A 19,720-nucleotide genomic window follows, 5' to 3' on the forward strand; every position below is an offset into this window, starting at 1 on the left:
AACGTGCTTAACGGACGTGCCTTTCGATCTTCTCGATCAGGTCCGGCAGCGAGATCGGCTTGGTCTCGAAATCGACGCAGCCGACGTCGACGCTCTTCCTCCGGTCGCTGTCGAGAGCGTGCGCGGTGAGGGCGATGACCGGGATGCCATTGGTCCGCGGGTTGGCGAGGATCTGGGTGGTGGCTTCCCAGCCGTCCATTTCGCCCAGCGCCACATCCATCAGGATGAGGTCGGGCAGATGCGCGTCGGCCATGCGGATGCCCTCGGGCCCATCGACCGCGCAGAGGATCTCGTAGCCCTTCCGCTCGAGCCGGCGCTGCAGCATGTCGCGGTTCATTTCATTGTCTTCGACGATGAGAATCTTGGTCATCTGTCTCTCTCTGGTCCTGAGCGCCTGGTTCAGCTGGCGAGGGCGAGCTCGGGAGCGCGCGTGGCGCTCACCGGAAGCGTGATGGTGAAGCGGCGGGCGCCGGAGCTGTGGTGCGACACCTCGATCTCGCCGCCGAGCAAGCTGAAGAATTTCTGACCAAGCGCCAAGCCGATGCCCGCGCCGCCATATTTGGTCGCGCTGACGTCGCGATCGTCGGTGAATATGTCGAAGATGGATTCGATCGAGCGGCCGTCGCGCGCACCCTTGGGATCGGTTATCTCCACGATCCAGTGGTCCTCGTCGTGGCGCGACGCGGCGAGCTGCAGCAGGCCACCTTCGGGCGAGGTCGCGGCGCCGAGCAGGATATGCTTAACCGCCTTGGCAAACGCGCCCCAGTCGGTTTCCGCGAGCATACTGGCGTCCGACAACTCCACTTCGAAGACGTAGCCGCGCTCTTCGAGCGGGTCGCGGACCTGGCGCTCAACCTCCTCGATGCGGATCTTGGCGTTGTCGCGGCTGATGTTCACATCGAGCTTGCCGGCCTCGATCTTGGAATAATCGAGAATGTCGTCGACCAGCTTCAAAAGGTGCGTGCCGGCGCCGCGGATGCTTTCAAGATCCTTGGCCATGCTGTCGTCCCCCTGATCCTCGGCGTCGTCGAGCAGCAGCTGACTGTAGCCGATGACCGCGTTGAGCGGCGTCCTGAGCTCATGGCTCATGCTGGCGACGAAGTCGGCCTTGGCGGCGCTCGCCTGCTGGGCGGCGGCGGTGATGCTCTGCAGGTTCTCTGTGGTGGCGATAAGGTCGCCGATCTCCCGCTCGAACTTCTGCTGTTCCTTCAGGACCCGCGCGAAATAGAGCGACATCATCGCGACGTAGACGGACGCGCTCATCGTCGACACGATGCCGATGAACTGGAACATTTCGAGGTCGACGGCCGGAAAGGCGTAGCCGCTGAGCACCAGGCCGGCGAAGACGGAGACGTTGGCGATGATGATCGCGAGCAGCCCGTCGCGCACCTTGCCGGTGGAAGGCAGGTAGAAGAAGGCGAGGATCGGCGTGATCAGCAGCCAGGGCAGGAAAGGCGAGTAGATTCCGCCGTAGGAATAGCAGGCCCAGAGCACGCAGAAGAGCAGGTTCTGCACCGACACGAACGCCAGCACATTATATTGCCGAGTCCACTTCAGCAGGAACGGATAGACCCAGAAGCAGGTGATCGACCCCGCGAACACCCAGAAGCGGTAATCCTGCTCCATGCCGACAATGTAGAGATAGAGCGGAATGACGTTGCCGAGAAACGGGCCGAAGACGTGGCTCAGCATGAACATGCGGGCGCGACGATGCGAGTCCGGACGAACGCGGATCTCGACCGGGATGAAATAGTCGAGGAATCCGTCGATGTCGAACAGCTGGCGAAAGGCCTTTCCGTCCATCGCTGCTTGTCTTTCCCTTTGTCCCCAAAGGTGCGTCGACGGGCTGTGGAAGGCCCTGCACCGGAGCTTTTTCCTAGCGAAGGGGAGTTAAGGGCGCGTAAAGCCCAATTCCGCGTTTACCGGAAATTCAGCCGCTTGCCGTAGGTCCGCCACCAGATCTGTGGGAGCGGGGACCCTATGTGGGATTATGCCAAGCGTGTAGTCGACTATTTCGTGCCGCCGCAGGCGCGCGACGAATGGTCGAGCTACATGATGGTGCGGACCTTCGTCTTCCTGCACCTGTTCGGCCCGTTGCTCGGCCATTCGGTCATCTTCTTCCTCTACAGCGCGTCGGAAGAGATCGGCTGGGTCTTCTGGGCGCTGGAGATCAACCTCTGCTTCTTCTGGCTGATGCCGTTCCTGGTCCGCAAGACCGGCGGCCTGACGCTGCCAGCGACCCTGACGGTGCAGGCGCTGGTGACCTTGAGCCTGTTCGGCTCCTTCTTCTACGGCGGCATCAGCTCGCCCTTCCTGCCGTGGCTGCTGATCGCCCTGCTGCTCGGCTTCTTCTTCCTCGCGGATCGACCGCGCGTGGTGCTGATCGGGGTCGCGGTGCAGCTCTGCCTCTTCCTGCTCGCCCGCCAGGCCTATGGCAATTTCCCGATGCTGATCCCGCTCCAGAGCCTGTGGATCGTCAATCTCATCTCGATCGTGTCGGCGCTCATCTACATGACGCTGGTCGCCCTCTATTACGAGAACGTGATGCGCGAGAGCTCGGCGCTTCAGGAAGCGGCTGATGTCCAGCGCAAGCGGGCTGAAGAGCTGCGCGAGGCGATGCTGAAGGCCGCCCAGGCGAGCCACCAGAAGTCGATCTTCCTCGCCAAGATGAGCCACGAACTGCGCACGCCGCTCAACGCGGTGATCGGCTATAGCGAGATGCTCCGCGACGAGCTGGAGGAGGGCTGCGATACCGAGCAGAAGGCGGCCGATCTCGACCGTATCAATGCTGCCGGCCGCCACCTGATCGCGCTCGTCAACGACGTGCTCGACCTCGAGCGGATCGAGGCCGAGGACCAGGCTGTGCACAATGAGGAGTTCGACCTGGCCGGGCTGGTCGAGGAGGTCGTCGCCACCGTCGCGCCGCTCATCAAGAAGCAGGACAATCGGCTGGAGCTGCAGATCTGCCCGAATCCGGGCCTGATCGTCTCCGACCCGCTGAAGCTTCGCCAGTCGATGCTGAATCTCCTCAGCAACGCGGCGAAGTTCACTTCCAAGGGCGTGATCACCCTCACGCTCATGCGCATGCAGGGCAAGGGCGGCGACCGCATCCTGGTCGAGGTGCGCGACACCGGCATCGGCATCTCCAAGGAAGGGCTGCAGAAGCTGTTCCAGAGCTTCAGCCAGGCGGAGGCGAACACCTCGTCCCGCTATGGCGGCACCGGCCTCGGCCTCGCGCTGACCCGCCGCTTCTGCCAGTCGATGGGCGGTACGGTCGAGGTGGAATCCGAACCCGGGGTCGGCTCCAGCTTCAAGATCGAAATTCCCGCCGCCCCGCGCAAGGCGACGGAGACCACTCGCCTCGAGCTGCCGAGGCTCGCCGCCTCGTCGAATTCTTAATGTTTTGGCGCCTAGCATCGTCGCGGCTGCGGCGGGCGTGGGGCATGGCCGTCAGCCGCGGACCGGGAAGAGCGTAATGAAGATGAGCGAGTTCAAACCCGATCCTGATCCCGGTCGCCGGCCGGACTATCGCCGCGCGATTCGCAATGCGGTCACGCGGGCGGTGTTGCTGCCGGTCGTGGGGCTGGCGCTTGCCTCGTCGGCGCTCGTCAGTTTTCTTTTGCAGCGGCAGGCTCTCTCGGGTGCCGAGATCGGCGTCGCGGCGGTCGCCTGGGCGCTGCTCGCAGGCGCGATGGCGTGGGCGATCGGCGCACGCGTGTCCCGATCTCTCGCCGCACCGGTCGAGGCGTTGCTCGACGTCACCTTGTGCGACGGCCGCTTTTCGCCGCGCGAAGTCGGCGTGTCCGATCATGCACCGGGCGATCTCCGCCGTCTCGGCAAGGAATTCGCTGCGCTTCGCGCCACCCTGACCGGCCGGGTCGAAGCCTATTCGGCCACCATCGCGGAGCTCGTCCGCACCAAGGAGCAGGCGCAGGGCGCGAACGTCGCGAAGTCGCAGTTCCTCGCCAATATGAGTCACGAGCTGAGGACGCCGCTGAACGCGATCGTCGGTTATGCGACGTTGCTCCAGGAAGATGCGACGGCGGAAGGCCGAAGCGAGGTCGAGGCCGACCTGGCTCGCATCCTCGACGCGAGCCGCAGGCTGCTCGAGCTGATCAACGACGTGCTTGACCTTTCCAAGATCGAGACGGGCAAGACGGCTTTCCAGCGCACCATCGTGGACGTGCGGGGGCTGGTCCAGTCCGCCGCCGCGACGTTCGACGGCGGCGCGCGCCAGGGCAACAGCTTCGATGTCGAGATCGCTGCCGATGCAGGGATTATGATCGGCGACGAGACCAAGGTCCGGCAGTGCCTGCTGAACCTGCTCAGCAACGCCTTCAAGTTCACCAAGGAAGGGCGCGTGTCGCTTTCCGTCTCCGGGTTCAGCGAGGGCGGCATCGAGAAGATCCGGTTCGCGATCGCCGACAGTGGCGTCGGCATCAGCGAGGAGCAGCTGGCGCACATTTTCGAGCCTTTCACCCAAGGCGACGGTTCCGCGGTTCGCCAGTTCGGCGGCTCCGGTCTCGGCCTTGCCGTGACCCGGCGGCTTGCGCGGATGATGGGGGGCGAAGTGCGCGCGTCGAGCCGCCTCGGCGAGGGCTCCACCTTCGCCATCGAGCTGCCGCGCGAGCTGCCGCGCAAGGACGATAATGAGGCGGTCGAAGCGCGCAGCGCCGGGGTTGCGGATGAACGCGAGTTCGACCGGATCGCTCTCGTCATCGACGACGATGAGTCGGCCGTGAACCTGATGCGGCGCCGGCTGTCGCGCTACGGCTACGGCGTCATCGCCGCCGGCACCGGAGAGGCGGGCCTCGAGATGGCGCGGGCGGAGAAGCCGGACCTGATCGTCCTCGACATCTTCCTGCCAGGCAAGAGCGGCTACGAGGTGCTGGAGGCGATCCGCGCCGACGAGGAGATCGGCGGCACGCCGGTGATCGTCGCGACGGTCGACGACGACCGCATCCGCGGTCTCAGCCTCGGCGCCACGGAATATCTGGTGAAGCCGATCCCGCAGGAGAAGCTGGCGGAGATCCTCAACGTCTACCATCAGCCGATTGAGGGCGAGATACTGGTGATCGACGACGACCCGGATTCCGCAGAGCTGATCGCGCGAACCGCGGGGCAGCTTGGGCTGAAGACGCGCCGCGCCGCGGACGGCCTCCAGGGCATCAAGATGATCGAGGAGAGCGCCCCAGCGGCGATCGTGCTCGACCTGACGCTGCCGGGGATGGACGGCTTCCAGATCCTGGAGACGCTGCGGCTCGATCCGAAGCTGCGCAGCATTCCGATCATCATCGTGTCCGGCCGTGCCATCACGGTGCCCGAGCACAATGCGATTGCCCAATCCGGCTGCACTTTCTACGCGAAGGGTGAATGTTCGCCGCGCCAGATCGCGCAGAGCCTCAAGACGGTGCTGGCGGCATGATCGCGAACGGGCTCCACGCACCGGGCAAGACCCGCATCCTCGTCGTCGACGATGTCGAGGACAATCGCATCGTGCTTCAGCGCCAGCTGCAGCGCAGCGGCTTCGAGACGACGCTCTGCGAGGACGGCATCGCCGCGCTCGCTGAGGTGTCGGCCAATCCTCCCGATCTCGTCATCCTCGACTGGATGATGCCGAACCTCTCCGGCCTCGACACGCTTAAGGGCATCAGGGAGCATTTCGACGGCAACCAGCTGCCGGTGATCATGTGCACCGCGCGCGACGAGGAGAGCTCGATCGGCGTCGCGATGGAGGCCGGCGCCAATGATTATGTGCAGAAGCCCATCCGGATGCCGGTGCTGCTCGCGCGCATCTCCTCGCAACTGATCCGCAAGGCGGCGGTCGAGGCTCTGGGCGCGATCAACACCGACCTCGAGCAGACGCTCGCCCAGCGCACCCGTCTCCTCTTCGAGCAGCGCAGCGCGGAGCAGAAGCAGATCCCCTGATGACCAGCCTGCAGTCCTTCGCGTCCCTGCTTGCCGAGCTCCGCGTCATCGATTGGGTGGCGCCGGTGGTGTGCGTCATCTGCGCCGCCGCGCTTGCGCGCGGCATCACGCTGCGTTCACTGGTCGACCGCAAGCTCGCCGAGATGGGCGAACGCGAGCTTGAGCTCGAGAAGGCGGCGATGACCGACGCCGTCACGGGCCTCAAGAACCGCATCGCCTTCAGCCGCGACCTTGAGACCCTGCTCGACCGTGGCGGGCAGGGCGAGGTGGCGGTTTTGTTCCTCGACCTGGATCGCTTCAAGGAAGTCAACGACACGCTCGGGCACAAGGTCGGCGACGGCCTGCTAAAGGGCGTCGCGACGCGGCTGCGCGAGATGCTGCCGGAAGGCGACACGCTCGCGCGCATCGGCGGCGACGAGTTCGCGGCGATCGTCCGCATCGATCCGACGCGGCCGGTCGACGACCTCGCCATCGCAATCGTCGAGGCGGTCTACGAGCCGTTCCTGATCGACGATCATGTCGTCCATGTCGGCGCCTCGGTCGGCATCGCCAAGGGCATGCGCCCGACCTCCTCGGCCGACGAGCTGCTGCGGCAGGCGGACATCGCCATGTACGACGCGAAGTTCTCGAAGACCGACAGCTTCCGCATCTTCGACGAGCGGATGAGCAACATGATCGCGCTTCGCTCCAGCATGCGCCTGGAGCTGGAGAGGGCGATCCGCAATGACGAGCTTGCACTCAAATACCAGCCGATCGTTGATTCACGGACTGGCGAGCTCACCAGCGTGGAGGCGCTGCTGCGCTGGCCGAACAGCTCGCAAGGCGAGATTTCGCCGGGCGACCTGATCCCGCTCGCCGAGGAGAGCGGGCAGATTCTCGCGCTGGGCGGGTGGATCCTCGACAAGGCTCTGCTCGCGGTGCGCGAGCTTAAGAACGTTCCCATCGCGGTCAACGTCTCGCCGATCCAGTTTCGCCACCACGGCTTCGCGACCATCGTCAGCGACAAGCTGCTGGCCAGCGGAGTGTCGCCGGACCTGCTTCGCATCGAAATCACGGAAGGCGTGCTGATCTCGCATCTCGACGCCGCCAAGAGCACGATCCGGCAGCTCCGCCAGATGGGTGTCGTGGTCGTGCTGGACGATTTCGGCACCGGCTATTCGAGCCTCAGCTACCTGCAGAATCTCGACTTCGACTATTTGAAGATCGACAAGAGCTTCATGAAGGATCTCGGCCGGCGCCAGCTCGCGACGCAGATCATGCGCTCGGTGATCGACCTCGGCCACAGCCTCGAGCTGAAGGTGGTCGCGGAAGGGATCGAGAATGACTGGCAGGCGCGGCTGCTCCAGCTGCTCAACTGCGACTATCTGCAGGGTTACTATATCGGCGCGCCGATGCCGCTGGAGGATCTGCACAAGTTCCGGCTCAACAATGACGTGCGCGAGAAGCTGACGCGTGCGTCCGCCGAGACGCCGGAGCTGCCGAGCGCTGCCAACGGCTGATCGCTACATGCGAAGCGCAGCGGCGTAGCCGGTGAGCTCCAGGTAGCCGCGACCACCCTCCGTCGTGACCGCGCCCTCCCAATAAGCCGGCATGCCCGCCGCGCGCCCGTCCAGCTCCTGCGCGTCGAAGAGAGGACGCAGGCGGAAGCGTCGGACACCATCCGGGAGGCGGACCAGGAAGTCGGCTTCCACTGGATATGATGCGCCGGTCGCGGGAGAGCGCCACCGCCGCCTCGCGACGAAGCGCACGTCGCCCGGACTCAGTGCAATCTGGCTGCCGTCGGCGCGGCGGAAGGTCCCGCCGGCATAGAGTGCGCGGCCGTCCCGCCCGCGCACCTGGAAGGCCATCAAAGCGCTGCCGTCGTCGAGGTTGAGGCCGGCCCAGTCCCAGCCGACGGCGTCTTCGGGAAGCAGGCTCGACGACCATTCCCGGTCGAGCCAAGCTTCGCCCGTGACCGGCTCGCGCCGGCCGTTGCGTTCCACGGAACCGCGGACGCTGAGGTGCGGAATCGAATAATAATAGCTCGCCTGCTCGGCACGCGGGCCCTTGCGGGAATAGCCCCTGTCGCCATTCGCCATAGCCGGCTGCACCGGCGCGAAGACGAGGTCGAGGCCGAAGGCCTTGGCAGCGAAGCTGCCGTCCGGACGCCTGGCCATAGTCCAGTCGAGCAAGGTGATCGCCGCATCTTCCGTGCCCGCTTGCGCGAGGCCGAAGCCGGTGCGCGCCACGCGCTGGTCGTGGATCAGCTTACCCGAGGCGGGATCGGAGAGAGCGGCGTGTGCGAACAGGATCTGCTTCGGCGCGAAGACGCTGGGATTGCCTTCCGCAATGGCCGGGCGGGAGCGGAAGAAGGTGATCTGGAAGCCAAGCGGATCGCCGTCGCGGGTGCGCAGCCAACCCGTGAAATACCACCATTCGATCCGGTGATCGGGATGCGCGCCATGATCGCGCGGAAACCGGAAATCGACGCCCGGGGAGACGACCGGGTAACGAACCTCCGGCGCCCTTATCTGCGCCGAGCCGGTGGCCCCGAGCAGGAGCAGCAAGGGGAGGAGCAGGCGCAGCATCACCAATCTTCGCTCACCGCTCGGATCGCGCTGTGGGAAAGGGCGCGGCGGCCGGCGAGCATCGCCGTCCCGGCGGCCGCGGCGACGAGGCTCACCGCCACCGCCAGCAGCAGGCTCCAAGGCAGCCGCGTCTCCATCGTCCAGTTGAATGACTGCGGGTTAATGACGTGGATCAGGATCTGGCTGATGCCGAGCCCGAGCACCGCCCCGGCGGCGAGGCCGATCAGGCCGAGCAAGGCGCCCTCGCTGGCCAGCATCGCGAGGATGGCGCGCGGCCGCATGCCGACGTGCCGCAGCATGCCGAACTCCTTCATCCGCGCGATCGTCTGCGCCGATATGGTAGCGGCGACGCCGGCGAGGCCGATCAGGATGGCGATCGCCTCCAGCACATAGGTGATGGCGAAACTGCGGTCGAACAGCCGTAGCGCCTCGCGGCGAAGCGTCGCCGGCTCAGCAATGTCGACGCGGCCTTTCAAGGGGGCGGGCAGCCGGGCCTCGATCGCAGATCGCACTTCGGCGGCAGTGGCGCCGGGCGCGAGCGTGACCGCAGCCTCTCCGCGTGCTCGATCTCCGGTGAGCCGCACATAATCGGCGGCATCGATCACGATGGCGCCTTGCTGCCGCGCATAATCGCGCCAGATGCCGGCCACCCAGCCTTGCAATTGGGAGCGGCCGAGAGGGAGGGACATTGGATCGCCCGCCGACTTGCCGTAGAGGCGCGCCGCCGGCTCCGACAGCCAGAGTGGAACGCCCTGGCCGCGCGCCTCCGCCTGCTCGATCAGCGGCAGGCTCACGCCCGGACGGCCGATCGGGCGGACGAGCAGGAGCAGCGACGGCAATTCGGGATCGAGCGCCAGCGGGACGGTCTTGGCAAAGCCGATGTCGGCGACACCGGGCGTCCCCGCGAGGCGCACCTGCGTCGCCGGATCGAAGCTCGCGCCGCTCCGCCCCGCGGACAGATAGAGGTCGCCGCTGAGGAAGGTGTCGAGCCAGTCCTCGACCGAGCCGCGGAAGCTGGTGACCATGATCGCCATCGCGATCATGAGGCCGGTGCTGGCGACGATGCCGCTCAGCGCCGTCGAAGCTTGCGAGGGCGCGCCGAGCAGGCGGCGCAGCGCCATCTCGAAGGCAGGGCGGCGGCTGTCGATCCGAGCGAGCGGCCGCAGCAAGGTTCGAGCCAGCCACGGCATGGCCGCGACCCCGCCCGCTAGGATCAGCTCCACCGCAAGATATCCGAACAGCGGCAAACGCTCGATCGCGGGCAGCAATGCACAGCCGGCGCCGATCAGGATCAGGAGCAGGGCAGGGCGCCAGCGCGGCCGCTCCCGAGGATCGATGAGGTCGCCTGCCTGCCGGATGGCCACGGCCGGCGCGAGCCGCCCGGCTGCTCGCGCCGGCGCGTAGCTGCCGCCGACGGCCGTCGCGACTCCCAAGGTGAGGAAGAGCAAAGCGGCGGCGGGGGCGAACTGAAGCTCAGGCGAGGTGCCGCCGAAATAGCCGCCGCCGAGATCCCCGCCTACGAAGCGCAGACCGAGCGCCGCCAGGCCGTAGCCGAGCAGCAGGCCCGCGATCGAACCCGCGAGGCCGAGCACAAGCCCCTCGGCAAGAAGCTGCCCCTCGATGCTGCCCTTCCGCATACCCAGGGTACGCAGCAAGGCGAAGTGCGGCAGCCGCCGGGCGACCGAGAGAGACTGCGCCGAATAGACGAGGAACCCGCCGGTCAGCAGCGCCACGAGCGCCAGCATGTCGAGGTTCACTCGATAGGCGCGCGACAGGCTGTCGCCGCGGCGGCTCTCGCCCTCCGGGTCGGTGAGCCTGGTTCCCGCCGGCAGCGCCCATTCGATCGCCTGCCGCGCCGCCTCCCGTCCGACGCCCTCCTCCAGCCTGAGGTCGAGCCGGTCAAGGCTGCCGAGCCGATCGAAGCGCCACTGCGCCGCTGCGATGTCGATCATCGCTACGGGCTGGCCGGTCGGCACCCCCGGCATGTCCCCAGCCACAGTGAATCTGTGCGACAGCGTTCCGACTCTCACCGTCGCTTCGTCCCCGGGCTTCAGTCCCGTCGCCTCCAAGGCCGCCTGCGACAGGTAGATCGCATCCGGATCGAGCACGGCATCCGCACCGGCGGCGCGCGTGCTCGGGAAGCCTTCGTCGCGCTTGTTGAGCCGGCGGCCGAGCAGTCTGGGGGTCACCGTGAGCGCCCGCAGCACGTCGAGGCCGAGCAAGGTGACCGGCTCCTCCGCCGCGCCGATTTTTGCGCTGAGGTAGATGACCGGACTGGCATCGGCGACCGGGGCGAGGCGGAAAATGCGGGGATAATGCCGCTCGTCGAAGCCGAGCGAGGTCGTCGCGCGTACCTGCAGGTCGGCCTCGCCCGAGACGCTGCGCACCGCCTCGCCGAACGCGTCGGCGGCGGAGCGATTGATGACATGGACCGCAAAGCCGAGTGCCACGCCGACCGCGATGGCGAGGCCGGCCAGCAGGAACCGCATCGGATGGGCGCGACACTCGCCGGCGATCAGCCAGCGCCACGCCTCGTTCATGCCGGCACCAGCCCGGCGCGGGTGAGCAGCAGCTGGCGGTCAGCGACCGCGGCGGCAGCGGGGGAGTGGGTGACGAGCAGCATTGCCGCGCGCTCGTCCTTCACCGCACGTCCGAGCAGGTCCATGACTTGCGCGGCCGTGTCGGGATCGAGGTTGCCGGTCGGCTCGTCGGCGAGGATCAGGGCAGGGGCGTGGACGAGCGCGCGGGCGATCGCCACGCGCTGCAGTTCGCCGCCCGAAAGCTCTTTCGGATAGCTCCGCCGCCTGTCGCCGAGCCCCACCGCGTCCAGCAGGGCGCCGGCGCGCTCCAGCGCCTCCGCGCGCTTTTTCCTCTTGAGGAGCAGAGGCAGCGCGACATTTTGCGCCAGCGTCAGATGCGGCAGGATGTGGAACGCCTGGAAGACGAAGCCGATCGCGTCGCGGCGCAGATCGCTGCGCTCATTCTCGTTCAGAGGGACAATGGACGCCCCGGCTATCTCGATGCTTCCGCCGTCAGGCGCGTCGAGCCCCGCCACGAGGTTTAGCAAGGTCGACTTGCCGACCCCGGATTCGCCCCTGACGGCGACCTGCTCCCCGCCCTCTATTGTCAGGTCGAGCCCCTCGAACAGCAGCCGCCCGCCCGGAACGCTCTTCGCGAGCTGGCGGATCTGGAGGGCCGGCGCGGTCACGATCGGGGCATAAGCCGGCACTCGCTCGTGGGAAAGCTCAGCCGGCCTGCCGCACTGCCTCGGTCGGCTGGGCACGGGTCGCGACCGCGGACGCAATTGCCGCGCGAAGCTGCTCCGGGGTGAACGGTTTGGCGAGAACGTGGACGTTTTCGGGGCGGCGGGCGATCGACTTCACGTCGGCGTAGCCGGTGATGATGATCGCGGGCATGGCGGGGCGGATCTCCCGCGCTCGGACAATCACATCGGTACCCGAGACGACCGGCATCGCATAATCGGTGATGATGAGGTCGCTCGCACCTGGATCCTTTGCAAATTGCGCAAGCATCTGAGGACCGTCTGAGGATTCAAGAACCTTGTGGCCGAGGTCTTCCAGCATCGCCGCGGTCGTCGCCCTGACGCCCTCATGATCGTCTACGAGCAGGATGCGGAGCACTTTGGCGGGATCGTTGCCGGCGCGCTGAAGCGCCGGCGCCTTGCCCGTCGCGGCGCCGGCAATCTCCGGCGCCCTCGGCAGCCAGATCTCGACACGCGTGCCCTTGCCGACTTCGCTGTCGATCCGGATCGCGCCGCCCGATTGCTTGGCGAAGCCATAGACCATCGACAGACCAAGGCCGGTGCCCTTGCCGACATCCTTGGTGGTGAAGAAAGGCTCCATCACCTGCTCCAGAATGTCGGGGGGAATGCCGGAGCCGCTGTCGCGGACGGTGAGGACGACATATTCTCCCGGCTTAAGCCCAAGGCCGGCATCGCTCTCCAGCGTCCGGTTCTCGCCCTTCACAATCACGATGCCGCCGTCGGGCATGGCATCGCGCGCATTGATGATGAGGTTCATCAAGGCGAGTTCGAGTTGTGCCTCGTCGGCGTACAGGCACCAGAGGCTCTCGTCCTGTTCCCAGTCGAGCTGGACGAGCCCGCCGAGCGTATGGGCGAGCAGCTCGCGCACCGTCTGCGAAAGCTCGGCGACGTCGATCCGCGCCGGCTCCAGCTTCTGGCGACGGGCGAAGGCGAGCAGGCGAGCGACCAACTCCGAGCCCTGTTCGGCAGCGTGGCGGGTCATGCCGACGATCTTCTGCTGGTCATCGTCGAGCTTCACCCGCCGTTCGATGAGACCGAGGCCGCCCAGCACCGCGGCTAGCAGGTTGTTGAAATCGTGGGCGATGCCGCCGGTGAGCTGCCCGATCGCATCCATCTTGCGGGCATGGACGAGCTGCGTCTCCAGGTTCTTGCGGTCGGTCACGTCCATCAAGGTGCCGGCAAACTCGATCGGATTGCCCTGCGCATCCTTCAGCAGCACGCTCTGGTCGAGGAAATGCTTGTATTCGCCGCCGGCGCAGCGCCAGCGATATTCGACCTCGAAGCTGCCGCTGTGCGTGCGTTCGGCAAGGGCGACGAGGACCCGCTCCCGATCCTCGTCGTGCAGGCGCTCCGCCCACAGGTTCGGATTGGTCTCGACGCTGTCGAACGTGAAGCCGGTGACCGCCTCGAAATTGCCGCTGACGAAAGCGGGACGTCGAGGGCTGGCCTCGAGCGGTTCCAGATAGAGCACGATCGGCAGCGATTCGATGATCGCCGCTTGACGCTGCTGCGCCATGCGCAGTTCCTGCTCCGCGCGGAGGCGCTCGGCATTGGCGCGCAGGTTCGCGTCGAGCAGCGCCTGCTCCTGGCGCGCCTTGCGCTGGATCTCGCGGCGCATGACGAAGAGGTCGACGAACACCGCCACTTTCGACTGGAGAACCACCGGCTCGACCGGCTTGAATACATAATCGACCGCGCCCATCGAATAGCCCTTGATGAGGTGCTCGGTCTCCTTGTTGACGGCCGACAGAAAGACGATCGGGATGCGCTTGGTCTGCTCGCGGTTGCGGATGATCTGGGCGGTCTCGTAGCCGTCCAGGCCCGGCATGTAGACATCGAGCAGGATCACCGCGAACTCGCCTTTGAGGAGCTGCCGCAGCGCCTCCTCGCCCGAGGAGGCGGTGACCACGTCCGCCACCTCCTCGACGACCGTGCGGATGGCGAGGAGGTTGCGTTCGTCGTCATCCACCACGAGGACGCGGGCGCGCTCGATCGGCTCGGCATCCACCGGAGCCTCGTCCGTGTCGAAGCCGGGCAGGGGGTACTTCGCGCCTCGCGGCATCGGTCGTTCAGCCGTCACTCAGTCACTCCGCGGCGGGAGCCAGCCGCGCCGCCGACGCGGCCCGGTCGCGCGAGCGGCTAATCCACACCCGAAGCAGAGCGAGCATCAGCTCGATGTCGACCGGCTTGGCGATATAGTCGGACGCGCCGGCATCGAGGCACTTCTGGCGGTCGCCCTTCATCGCCTTGGCGGTAACCGCGACCAGCGGCACGTCCGCCAGCGCCTTGCGGGAACGGATCTGCCGCATCGTCTCATAGCCGTCCATCTCGGGCATCATGATGTCGATGAGCGCGATGTCGATTCCGGGGGTCTGCTCGAGGATCAGGATGCCGTCCTTGCCGCGCTCGGCGTGGAGAACTTCCACGTCGTAGCTCTCCAGGACGCTGGTGAGCGAGTAGATGTTCCGGATGTCGTCGTCGACGATCAGGATTTTGGTGCCGGCCAACTCGGGGACGGCACGCGTGGTGGGCGCGACGTCATTGTCCGGAGTGGGCCGCCGCACGCGGCGGAGGACCGGCCCGAGCCTGGAGCTTAGCTTCTCCAGGCTGTGGACGACCATCGTCTCCCGCATCGTGCCCGTCGCGTCGGAGATGGCGCGGACGGCGTCCACGTCCGCGCCTGCCGGCAGGATCAGCACCGGCGTGCCCGCTGCCGCTCCGTCGAGGGCTTCCAGCTCCTTGCGCAGCCGGTCGGCATCGGTGGCGGCGACGAGGAAGGCATCGAATGTGCCGAGCTCGCCCTTTGCCTTGCCGACGGCAGCCGCCAGCTCGACCTGCACCAGCGGATCGGCGACGGCCGCCGCGGCCTTCTTGCGGAAGGCTGCGTCACCGCCCACCACCAGCACCCGCCGCTCGGAGCGGCTGATATGCTGGTGGATGTTGGCGAAGACCTGGCTGAGCTCCTCATGGTCGGCCGGCTTGGTGGTGATGCTGAACGCACCCATGCCGATCACCGATTCCGCCTCGTCCGCGCCTGAGATGACGTGGATCGGGAGGTGCCGCGTCTGCGGGTCGTGCTTCAGGAGATCGAGCAGCACGAAGCCGTCAATGTCCGAAAGACCAAGATCGAGGGTGATCGCATCGGGCTGGAGCTTGCGCGCCAGCGCCAGCGTCCCGGCGCCCGCGGTCGAGACGACGCCCTTGAGGCCCGCGTCGCGGGCGAGGTCGAGAAGGATCGACGCGAAGGTCACGTCGTCCTCGACGATCAGCACGAACGGGTCGTCGCCCAGCATTTCGCGATCATCGATCACTTCGACGGGACCGGACAGCGCGACCGGGACCATCGCCCCGCTATTGTCGTAGCGCGCGGGCGTGCCGGCGGTCGCCGGCAGCGCCGCCTGCGCCAGAGCGGCCTGGAGCGGCACGAACAGGGTGAAGGTCGAGCCTTCGCCGGGCTTCGACCGCACCTGCAGCTCGCCGCCGAGCAGGCGCGCGATCTCGCGGCTGATCGAGAGGCCGAGGCCGGTGCCGCCATATTTGCGGCTGGTGGTGCCGTCGGCCTGCTGGAACGCCTCGAAGATCAGCTTCTGCTTGTCTTCGGGGATGCCGATGCCGGTGTCGGTGACCGCAATCGCGATCGCCCGCTCGGCATTGCGCAGCACCGGATGGTTGGTGCTCCAGCCGCTGGTCGCGCCCTGCACGGACAGCGTGACGCCGCCATGCGAGGTGAACTTGAAGGCGTTCGAGAGGAGGTTGAGCACGACCTGCTGAAGCCGCTTCTCGTCGGTACGGATCGAGCCCGGCAACTTGGGGTCGAACTCGACCTGGAAATCGAGGCCCTTGTCGGCGGCGAGCTGGCGGAAGGTCCGCTCCATATGCTGCCTCAGGCTCGACATCGGCATGTCGCCGAGCTCGATCGACACCGTGCCCGACTCGATCTTCGACAAATCGAGAATGTCGTTGATGAGGGAGAGCAGGTCCGAACCGGCCGAGTGGATGGTGCGCGCGAACTCCGTCTGCTTCTCGTTGAGGTTGCCCTGCGGGTTGTCCGCGAGCAGCTTCGACAGGATCAGCAGCGAATTGAGCGGCGTCCGAAGCTCGTGCGACATGTTCGCAAGGAACTCGGACTTGTATTTAGACGTCAGCGCCAGCTGCTCGGCTTTCTCCTCGATCGCGCGGCGGGCCATGTCGATTTCCATATTCTTGGCTTCGACCTGCTTCTTCTCGTTCTCGAGCAGCTGCGCCTTCTCCTGCAGCTCCTCGTTGGTGTTGTGCAGCTCCTCCTGCTTGGTGGTGAGCTCGGTCTGGCGCGCCTGCAGCTCCTGCGTCAGCAGCTGGGACTGCTTGAGCAGGCCCTCGGTGCGCATCGTCGCGGCGATCGTGTTGAGCACGATGCCGACCGATTCCATCAGCTGGTCGAGGAAGCTCTGGTGGGTCTCGTTGAACTCGTTGAACGAGGCCAGCTCGATCACCGCCTTCACGTCGTCCTCGAAGAGCGCCGGCATGATGTTGATGTTGGCTGGCGGCGCGTGGCCGAGGCCGGAGCCGATGCGGATGAACTCGCCCGGCACGTTATTGAGCAGCATGCCGCGCTTGTCGGCTGCAGCCTGGCCGATCAGGCCCTCGCGCAGCTTGAAGACGGGCTTCAGCTCGTTGCGGTTCTCGGCACCGTAGCTGGCGACGAGCTCCATCACCGTCTCTTCTTCTTCGCGCTTGGTGACGTAGAAGACGCCATATTGCGCGTTCACCAGCGGCGCGAGCTCGGACATGATCAGATTCGACACCGTCGCGAGATCGCGTTCGCCCTGCAGCATGCGGCTGAAGCGGGCGAGGTTGGTCTTGAGCCAATCCTGCTCCGCATTCTTGAGGGTCTGATCCTTGAGGTTGCGGATCATCTCGTTGATCGTGTCCTTGAGCGCCGCCATCTCGCCCGACGCTTCCACCGCGATCGAGCGGGTAAGGTCGCCCTTGGTCACCGCGGTCGCCACGTCGGCGATCGAGCGCACCTGGTTGGTGAGGTTGGCGGCGAGCTGGTTCACGTTGTCGGTAAGGTCGCGCCACAGGCCGGCTGCGCCCGGCACGCGGGCCTGACCGCCGAGACGGCCTTCGATACCGACCTCGCGGGCCATGTTGGTCACCTGGTCGCCGAAGGTCGAGAGCGTGTCGATCATGAAGTTGATCGTCTCGGCCAGCGCGGCGATTTCGCCCTTCGCGTCCACCTGCAGCTTCCGCTTCAGGTTGCCCTGCGCCACCGCGGTCACCACGTCCGCGATGCCGCGCACCTGGTTGGTAAGGTTGGTCGCCATCAGGTTCACGTTGTCCGTGAGATCCTTCCAGGTGCCGCCCACGCCGGGCACCTGCGCCTGGCCGCCGAGCTTGCCCTCGGTGCCCACTTCGCGGGCCACGCGGGTCACTTCGGACGCGAAGCCGTTGAGCTGGTCGACCATGACGTTGATTGTGTCCTTCAGGGCGAGGATCTCGCCCTTCACGTCCACGGTGATCTTCTTGGAAAGGTCGCCCCTCGCCACGGCGGTGGTCACGTCGGCGATGTTGCGGACCTGGCCGGTCAGGTTCTCGGCCATCAGGTTCACGTTATCGGTGAGGTCCTTCCACGTGCCGGCGACGCCGCGCACCTGCGCCTGGCCGCCGAGCTTGCCCTCGGTGCCGACCTCCCTCGCCACGCGGGTCACTTCCGAGGCGAAGGAGTTGAGCTGGTCCACCATCGTGTTGATGGTGTTCTTGAGCTCGAGGATCTCGCCCTTCACGTCGACGGTGATCTTCTTGGAAAGGTCGCCCAGCGCCACCGCGGTCGTCACCTCGGCGATGTTGCGGACCTGGCCGGTGAGGTTCGCCGCCATGGCGTTCACGTTATCAGTAAGGTCCTTCCACGTACCGCCGACGCCCGGCACCTGCGCCTGTCCGCCGAGCCGGCCTTCGGTGCCGACCTCGCGGGCCACGCGGGTCACCTCGGAGGCGAAGGAGTTGAGCTGGTCCACCATGACGTTGATGGTGTTCTTGAGCTCCAGGATCTCGCCCTTCACGTCGACCGTGATCTTCTTGGAAAGATCGCCTCTCGCCACCGCGGTCGTCACTTCGGCGATGTTGCGGACCTGACCGGTGAGGTTGCCGGCCATGGCGTTCACGTTGTCGGTCAGATCCTTCCAGGTGCCGCCGACGCCTTCCACCTGCGCCTGGCCGCCCAGCCGGCCCTCGGTGCCGACCTCGCGGGCCACGCGCGTCACTTCCGATGCGAACGAGTTGAGCTGGTCCACCATGACGTTGATGGTGTTCTTGAGCTCGAGAATCTCGCCCTTCACGTCCACGGTGATCTTCTTGGAAAGGTCGCCCTTTGCCACCGCCGTCGTCACGTCGGCGATGTTGCGGACCTGCCCGGTCAGGTTCGCGGCCATCAGGTTCACGTTGTCGGTGAGGTCGGCCCAGGTTCCGGCGACGCCCGGCACCTGCGCCTGGCCGCCGAGCTTGCCTTCCGTGCCGACTTCGCGGGCGACGCGGGTCACTTCCGAGGCGAAGCCGTTGAGCTGGTCGACCATGACGTTGATGGTGTTCTTGAGCTCGAGGATCTCGCCCTTCACGTCGACGGTGATCTTCTTCGAAAGGTCGCCCGAGGCCACCGCCGTCGTCACCTCGGCGATGTTACGGACCTGGCCGGTTAGGTTGTCGGCCATCAGGTTGACGTTGTCGGTCAGATCTTTCCAGGTGCCGCCGACGCCTTCCACCTTGGCCTGGCCGCCGAGCTTGCCTTCGGTGCCGACCTCGCGGGCGACGCGCGTCACTTCCGATGCGAACGAGTTGAGCTGGTCCACCATCGTGTTGATGGTGTTCTTGAGTTCGAGAATCTCGCCCTTCACGTCCACGGTGATCTTCTTGGAAAGATCGCCCGAGGCCACCGCGGTCGTCACCTCGGCGATGTTGCGGACCTGACCGGTCAGATTCTCGGCCATCGAGTTGACGTTGTCGGTGAGGTCCTTCCAGGTGCCGGCGACGCCTTCCACCTTGGCCTGGCCGCCGAGTTTGCCTTCGGTGCCGACCTCGCGGGCCACGCGCGTCACTTCCGAGGCGAAGGAGTTGAGCTGGTCCACCATGGTGTTGATAGTGTTCTTGAGCTCTAGGATCTCGCCCTTCACCTCCACGGTGATCTTCTTGGAAAGGTCGCCCGAGGCCACCGCGGTCGTCACCTCGGCGATGTTGCGCACCTGACCCGTGAGGTTGGTCGCCATCGCGTTGACGTTGTCGGTGAGGTCCTTCCAGGTGCCGGCGACGCCCTTCACGGTCGCCTGGCCGCCGAGCTTGCCTTCGGTGCCGACCTCGCGGGCGACGCGCGTCACTTCCGAGGCGAAGGAGGCGAGCTGCTCCACCATCGTGTTCACGACCTTGCCGATGCGCAGGAACTCGCCCCGGAGCGGCCGCCCGTCGATCTCAACCGTCATGCTCTGGCTGAGGTCGCCCTTCGCCACCGCGCCGATGACGCGCGCGACCTCTGCGGTCGGCTGCACCATGTCCTCGATCAGCTCGTTGACGGACCGGATCGCGGTTTCCCAGCCGCCGGTCGCGTTCTTGACGCGGCCGCGCTGGGTGATCTTGCCCTCTTTGCCGACCACCATGGAGAGACGCTCGAACTCCTGCGTCATCTGCTGGTTGAGGCCGACCACCTCGTTGAACGCCGCCGCGATCTCGCTGTCGAGGCCCGGCAGGTCTTCGGCCAGCCTGACCGAGAAATCGCCGCGACGAAGCCTCCGAAGCGCGCTCAGCAGCTGCCGCCGGTCAAGGAATTCCCGAGGATTTTCGACGTTCACTTCCCGCTCCTGGCTCTTTCCCCCCGCCCCGTTTCCAATTGCCGACCCCCGCCGACCAAAGCGCTCCATAGCAGAGTCCATGCTTTCCGCTCGCTTAAAATTCACTCTGCCAAGGCCTTGGCCGCGAG

11 protein-coding genes are annotated in these 19,720 nt (G+C 66.2%); 4 read left to right on the forward strand and 7 right to left on the reverse strand.

Features of this window, described 5'->3' with window-relative positions:
- Positions 1–7: 7 nt before the first annotated feature.
- Both AC5JBD_RS08085 and AC5JBD_RS08090 read right to left on the reverse strand, forming a co-directional pair.
- Positions 8–370: a response regulator gene (locus AC5JBD_RS08085; protein ID WP_495721281.1), complete on the reverse strand. Its 363-nt coding sequence runs from the start codon at positions 368–370 to the stop codon at positions 8–10.
- A 29-nt stretch (positions 371–399) separates the two neighbouring features.
- Complete coding sequence (locus tag AC5JBD_RS08090) at positions 400–1,803, reverse strand: sensor histidine kinase (protein ID WP_495721282.1); 1,404 nt, start codon at positions 1,801–1,803, stop codon at positions 400–402.
- A 177-nt stretch (positions 1,804–1,980) separates the two neighbouring features.
- On the opposite strand from AC5JBD_RS08090, the gene AC5JBD_RS08095 reads away from it, so the two are divergent.
- The 4 genes from AC5JBD_RS08095 (at position 1,981) to AC5JBD_RS08110 (ending at position 7,427) form a co-directional block, all read left to right on the forward strand.
- On the forward strand, positions 1,981–3,399 hold the full coding sequence (locus AC5JBD_RS08095; protein ID WP_495721283.1) for a sensor histidine kinase: 1,419 nt from the start codon (positions 1,981–1,983) through the stop codon (positions 3,397–3,399).
- A gap of 82 nt (positions 3,400–3,481) precedes the next feature.
- Positions 3,482–5,425, forward strand: a complete 1,944-nt coding sequence (locus AC5JBD_RS08100; RefSeq protein ID WP_495721284.1) for an ATP-binding response regulator — start codon at positions 3,482–3,484, stop codon at positions 5,423–5,425.
- A complete protein-coding gene (locus AC5JBD_RS08105; protein ID WP_495721285.1) occupies positions 5,422–5,928 on the forward strand; it encodes a response regulator transcription factor in 507 nt (168 codons plus the stop codon). Before AC5JBD_RS08100 ends, AC5JBD_RS08105 begins: the two co-directional genes overlap by 4 nt.
- Positions 5,928–7,427 (forward strand): putative bifunctional diguanylate cyclase/phosphodiesterase, encoded by a 1,500-nt coding sequence (locus AC5JBD_RS08110; RefSeq protein WP_495721286.1) that lies wholly within the window; start codon positions 5,928–5,930, stop codon positions 7,425–7,427. The genes AC5JBD_RS08105 and AC5JBD_RS08110 overlap by 1 nt, the downstream gene beginning before the upstream one ends.
- A 3-nt stretch (positions 7,428–7,430) precedes the next feature.
- Here AC5JBD_RS08110 and AC5JBD_RS08115 read toward each other — a convergent pair whose 3' ends face one another.
- From AC5JBD_RS08115 to AC5JBD_RS08135, 5 genes are read right to left on the reverse strand one after another with little or no spacing between them, the layout of a single operon-like run.
- On the reverse strand, positions 7,431–8,495 hold the full coding sequence (locus tag AC5JBD_RS08115) for a lipocalin-like domain-containing protein (protein WP_495721287.1): 1,065 nt from the start codon (positions 8,493–8,495) through the stop codon (positions 7,431–7,433).
- The gene (locus AC5JBD_RS08120) at positions 8,495–11,035 is read right to left on the reverse strand and encodes an FtsX-like permease family protein (protein ID WP_495721288.1); all 2,541 of its coding nucleotides are present in this window, start codon (positions 11,033–11,035) and stop codon (positions 8,495–8,497) included. Before AC5JBD_RS08120 ends, AC5JBD_RS08115 begins: the two co-directional genes overlap by 1 nt.
- Positions 11,032–11,703 carry an ABC transporter ATP-binding protein gene (locus AC5JBD_RS08125; protein ID WP_495721289.1) on the reverse strand — a complete coding sequence of 224 codons (672 nt, stop codon included), beginning with the start codon at positions 11,701–11,703 and terminating at the stop codon, positions 11,032–11,034. The genes AC5JBD_RS08120 and AC5JBD_RS08125 overlap by 4 nt, the downstream gene beginning before the upstream one ends.
- Positions 11,704–11,740: 37 nt before the next feature.
- The gene (locus tag AC5JBD_RS08130) at positions 11,741–13,858 is read right to left on the reverse strand and encodes a response regulator (RefSeq protein ID WP_495721290.1); all 2,118 of its coding nucleotides are present in this window, start codon (positions 13,856–13,858) and stop codon (positions 11,741–11,743) included.
- 4 nt (positions 13,859–13,862) lie between these two features.
- Positions 13,863–19,592 (reverse strand): HAMP domain-containing protein, encoded by a 5,730-nt coding sequence (locus AC5JBD_RS08135; RefSeq protein ID WP_495721291.1) that lies wholly within the window; start codon positions 19,590–19,592, stop codon positions 13,863–13,865.
- Between the last annotated feature and the right edge of the window lie 128 nt (positions 19,593–19,720).

This window comes from Allosphingosinicella sp. (genome assembly GCF_059502505.1).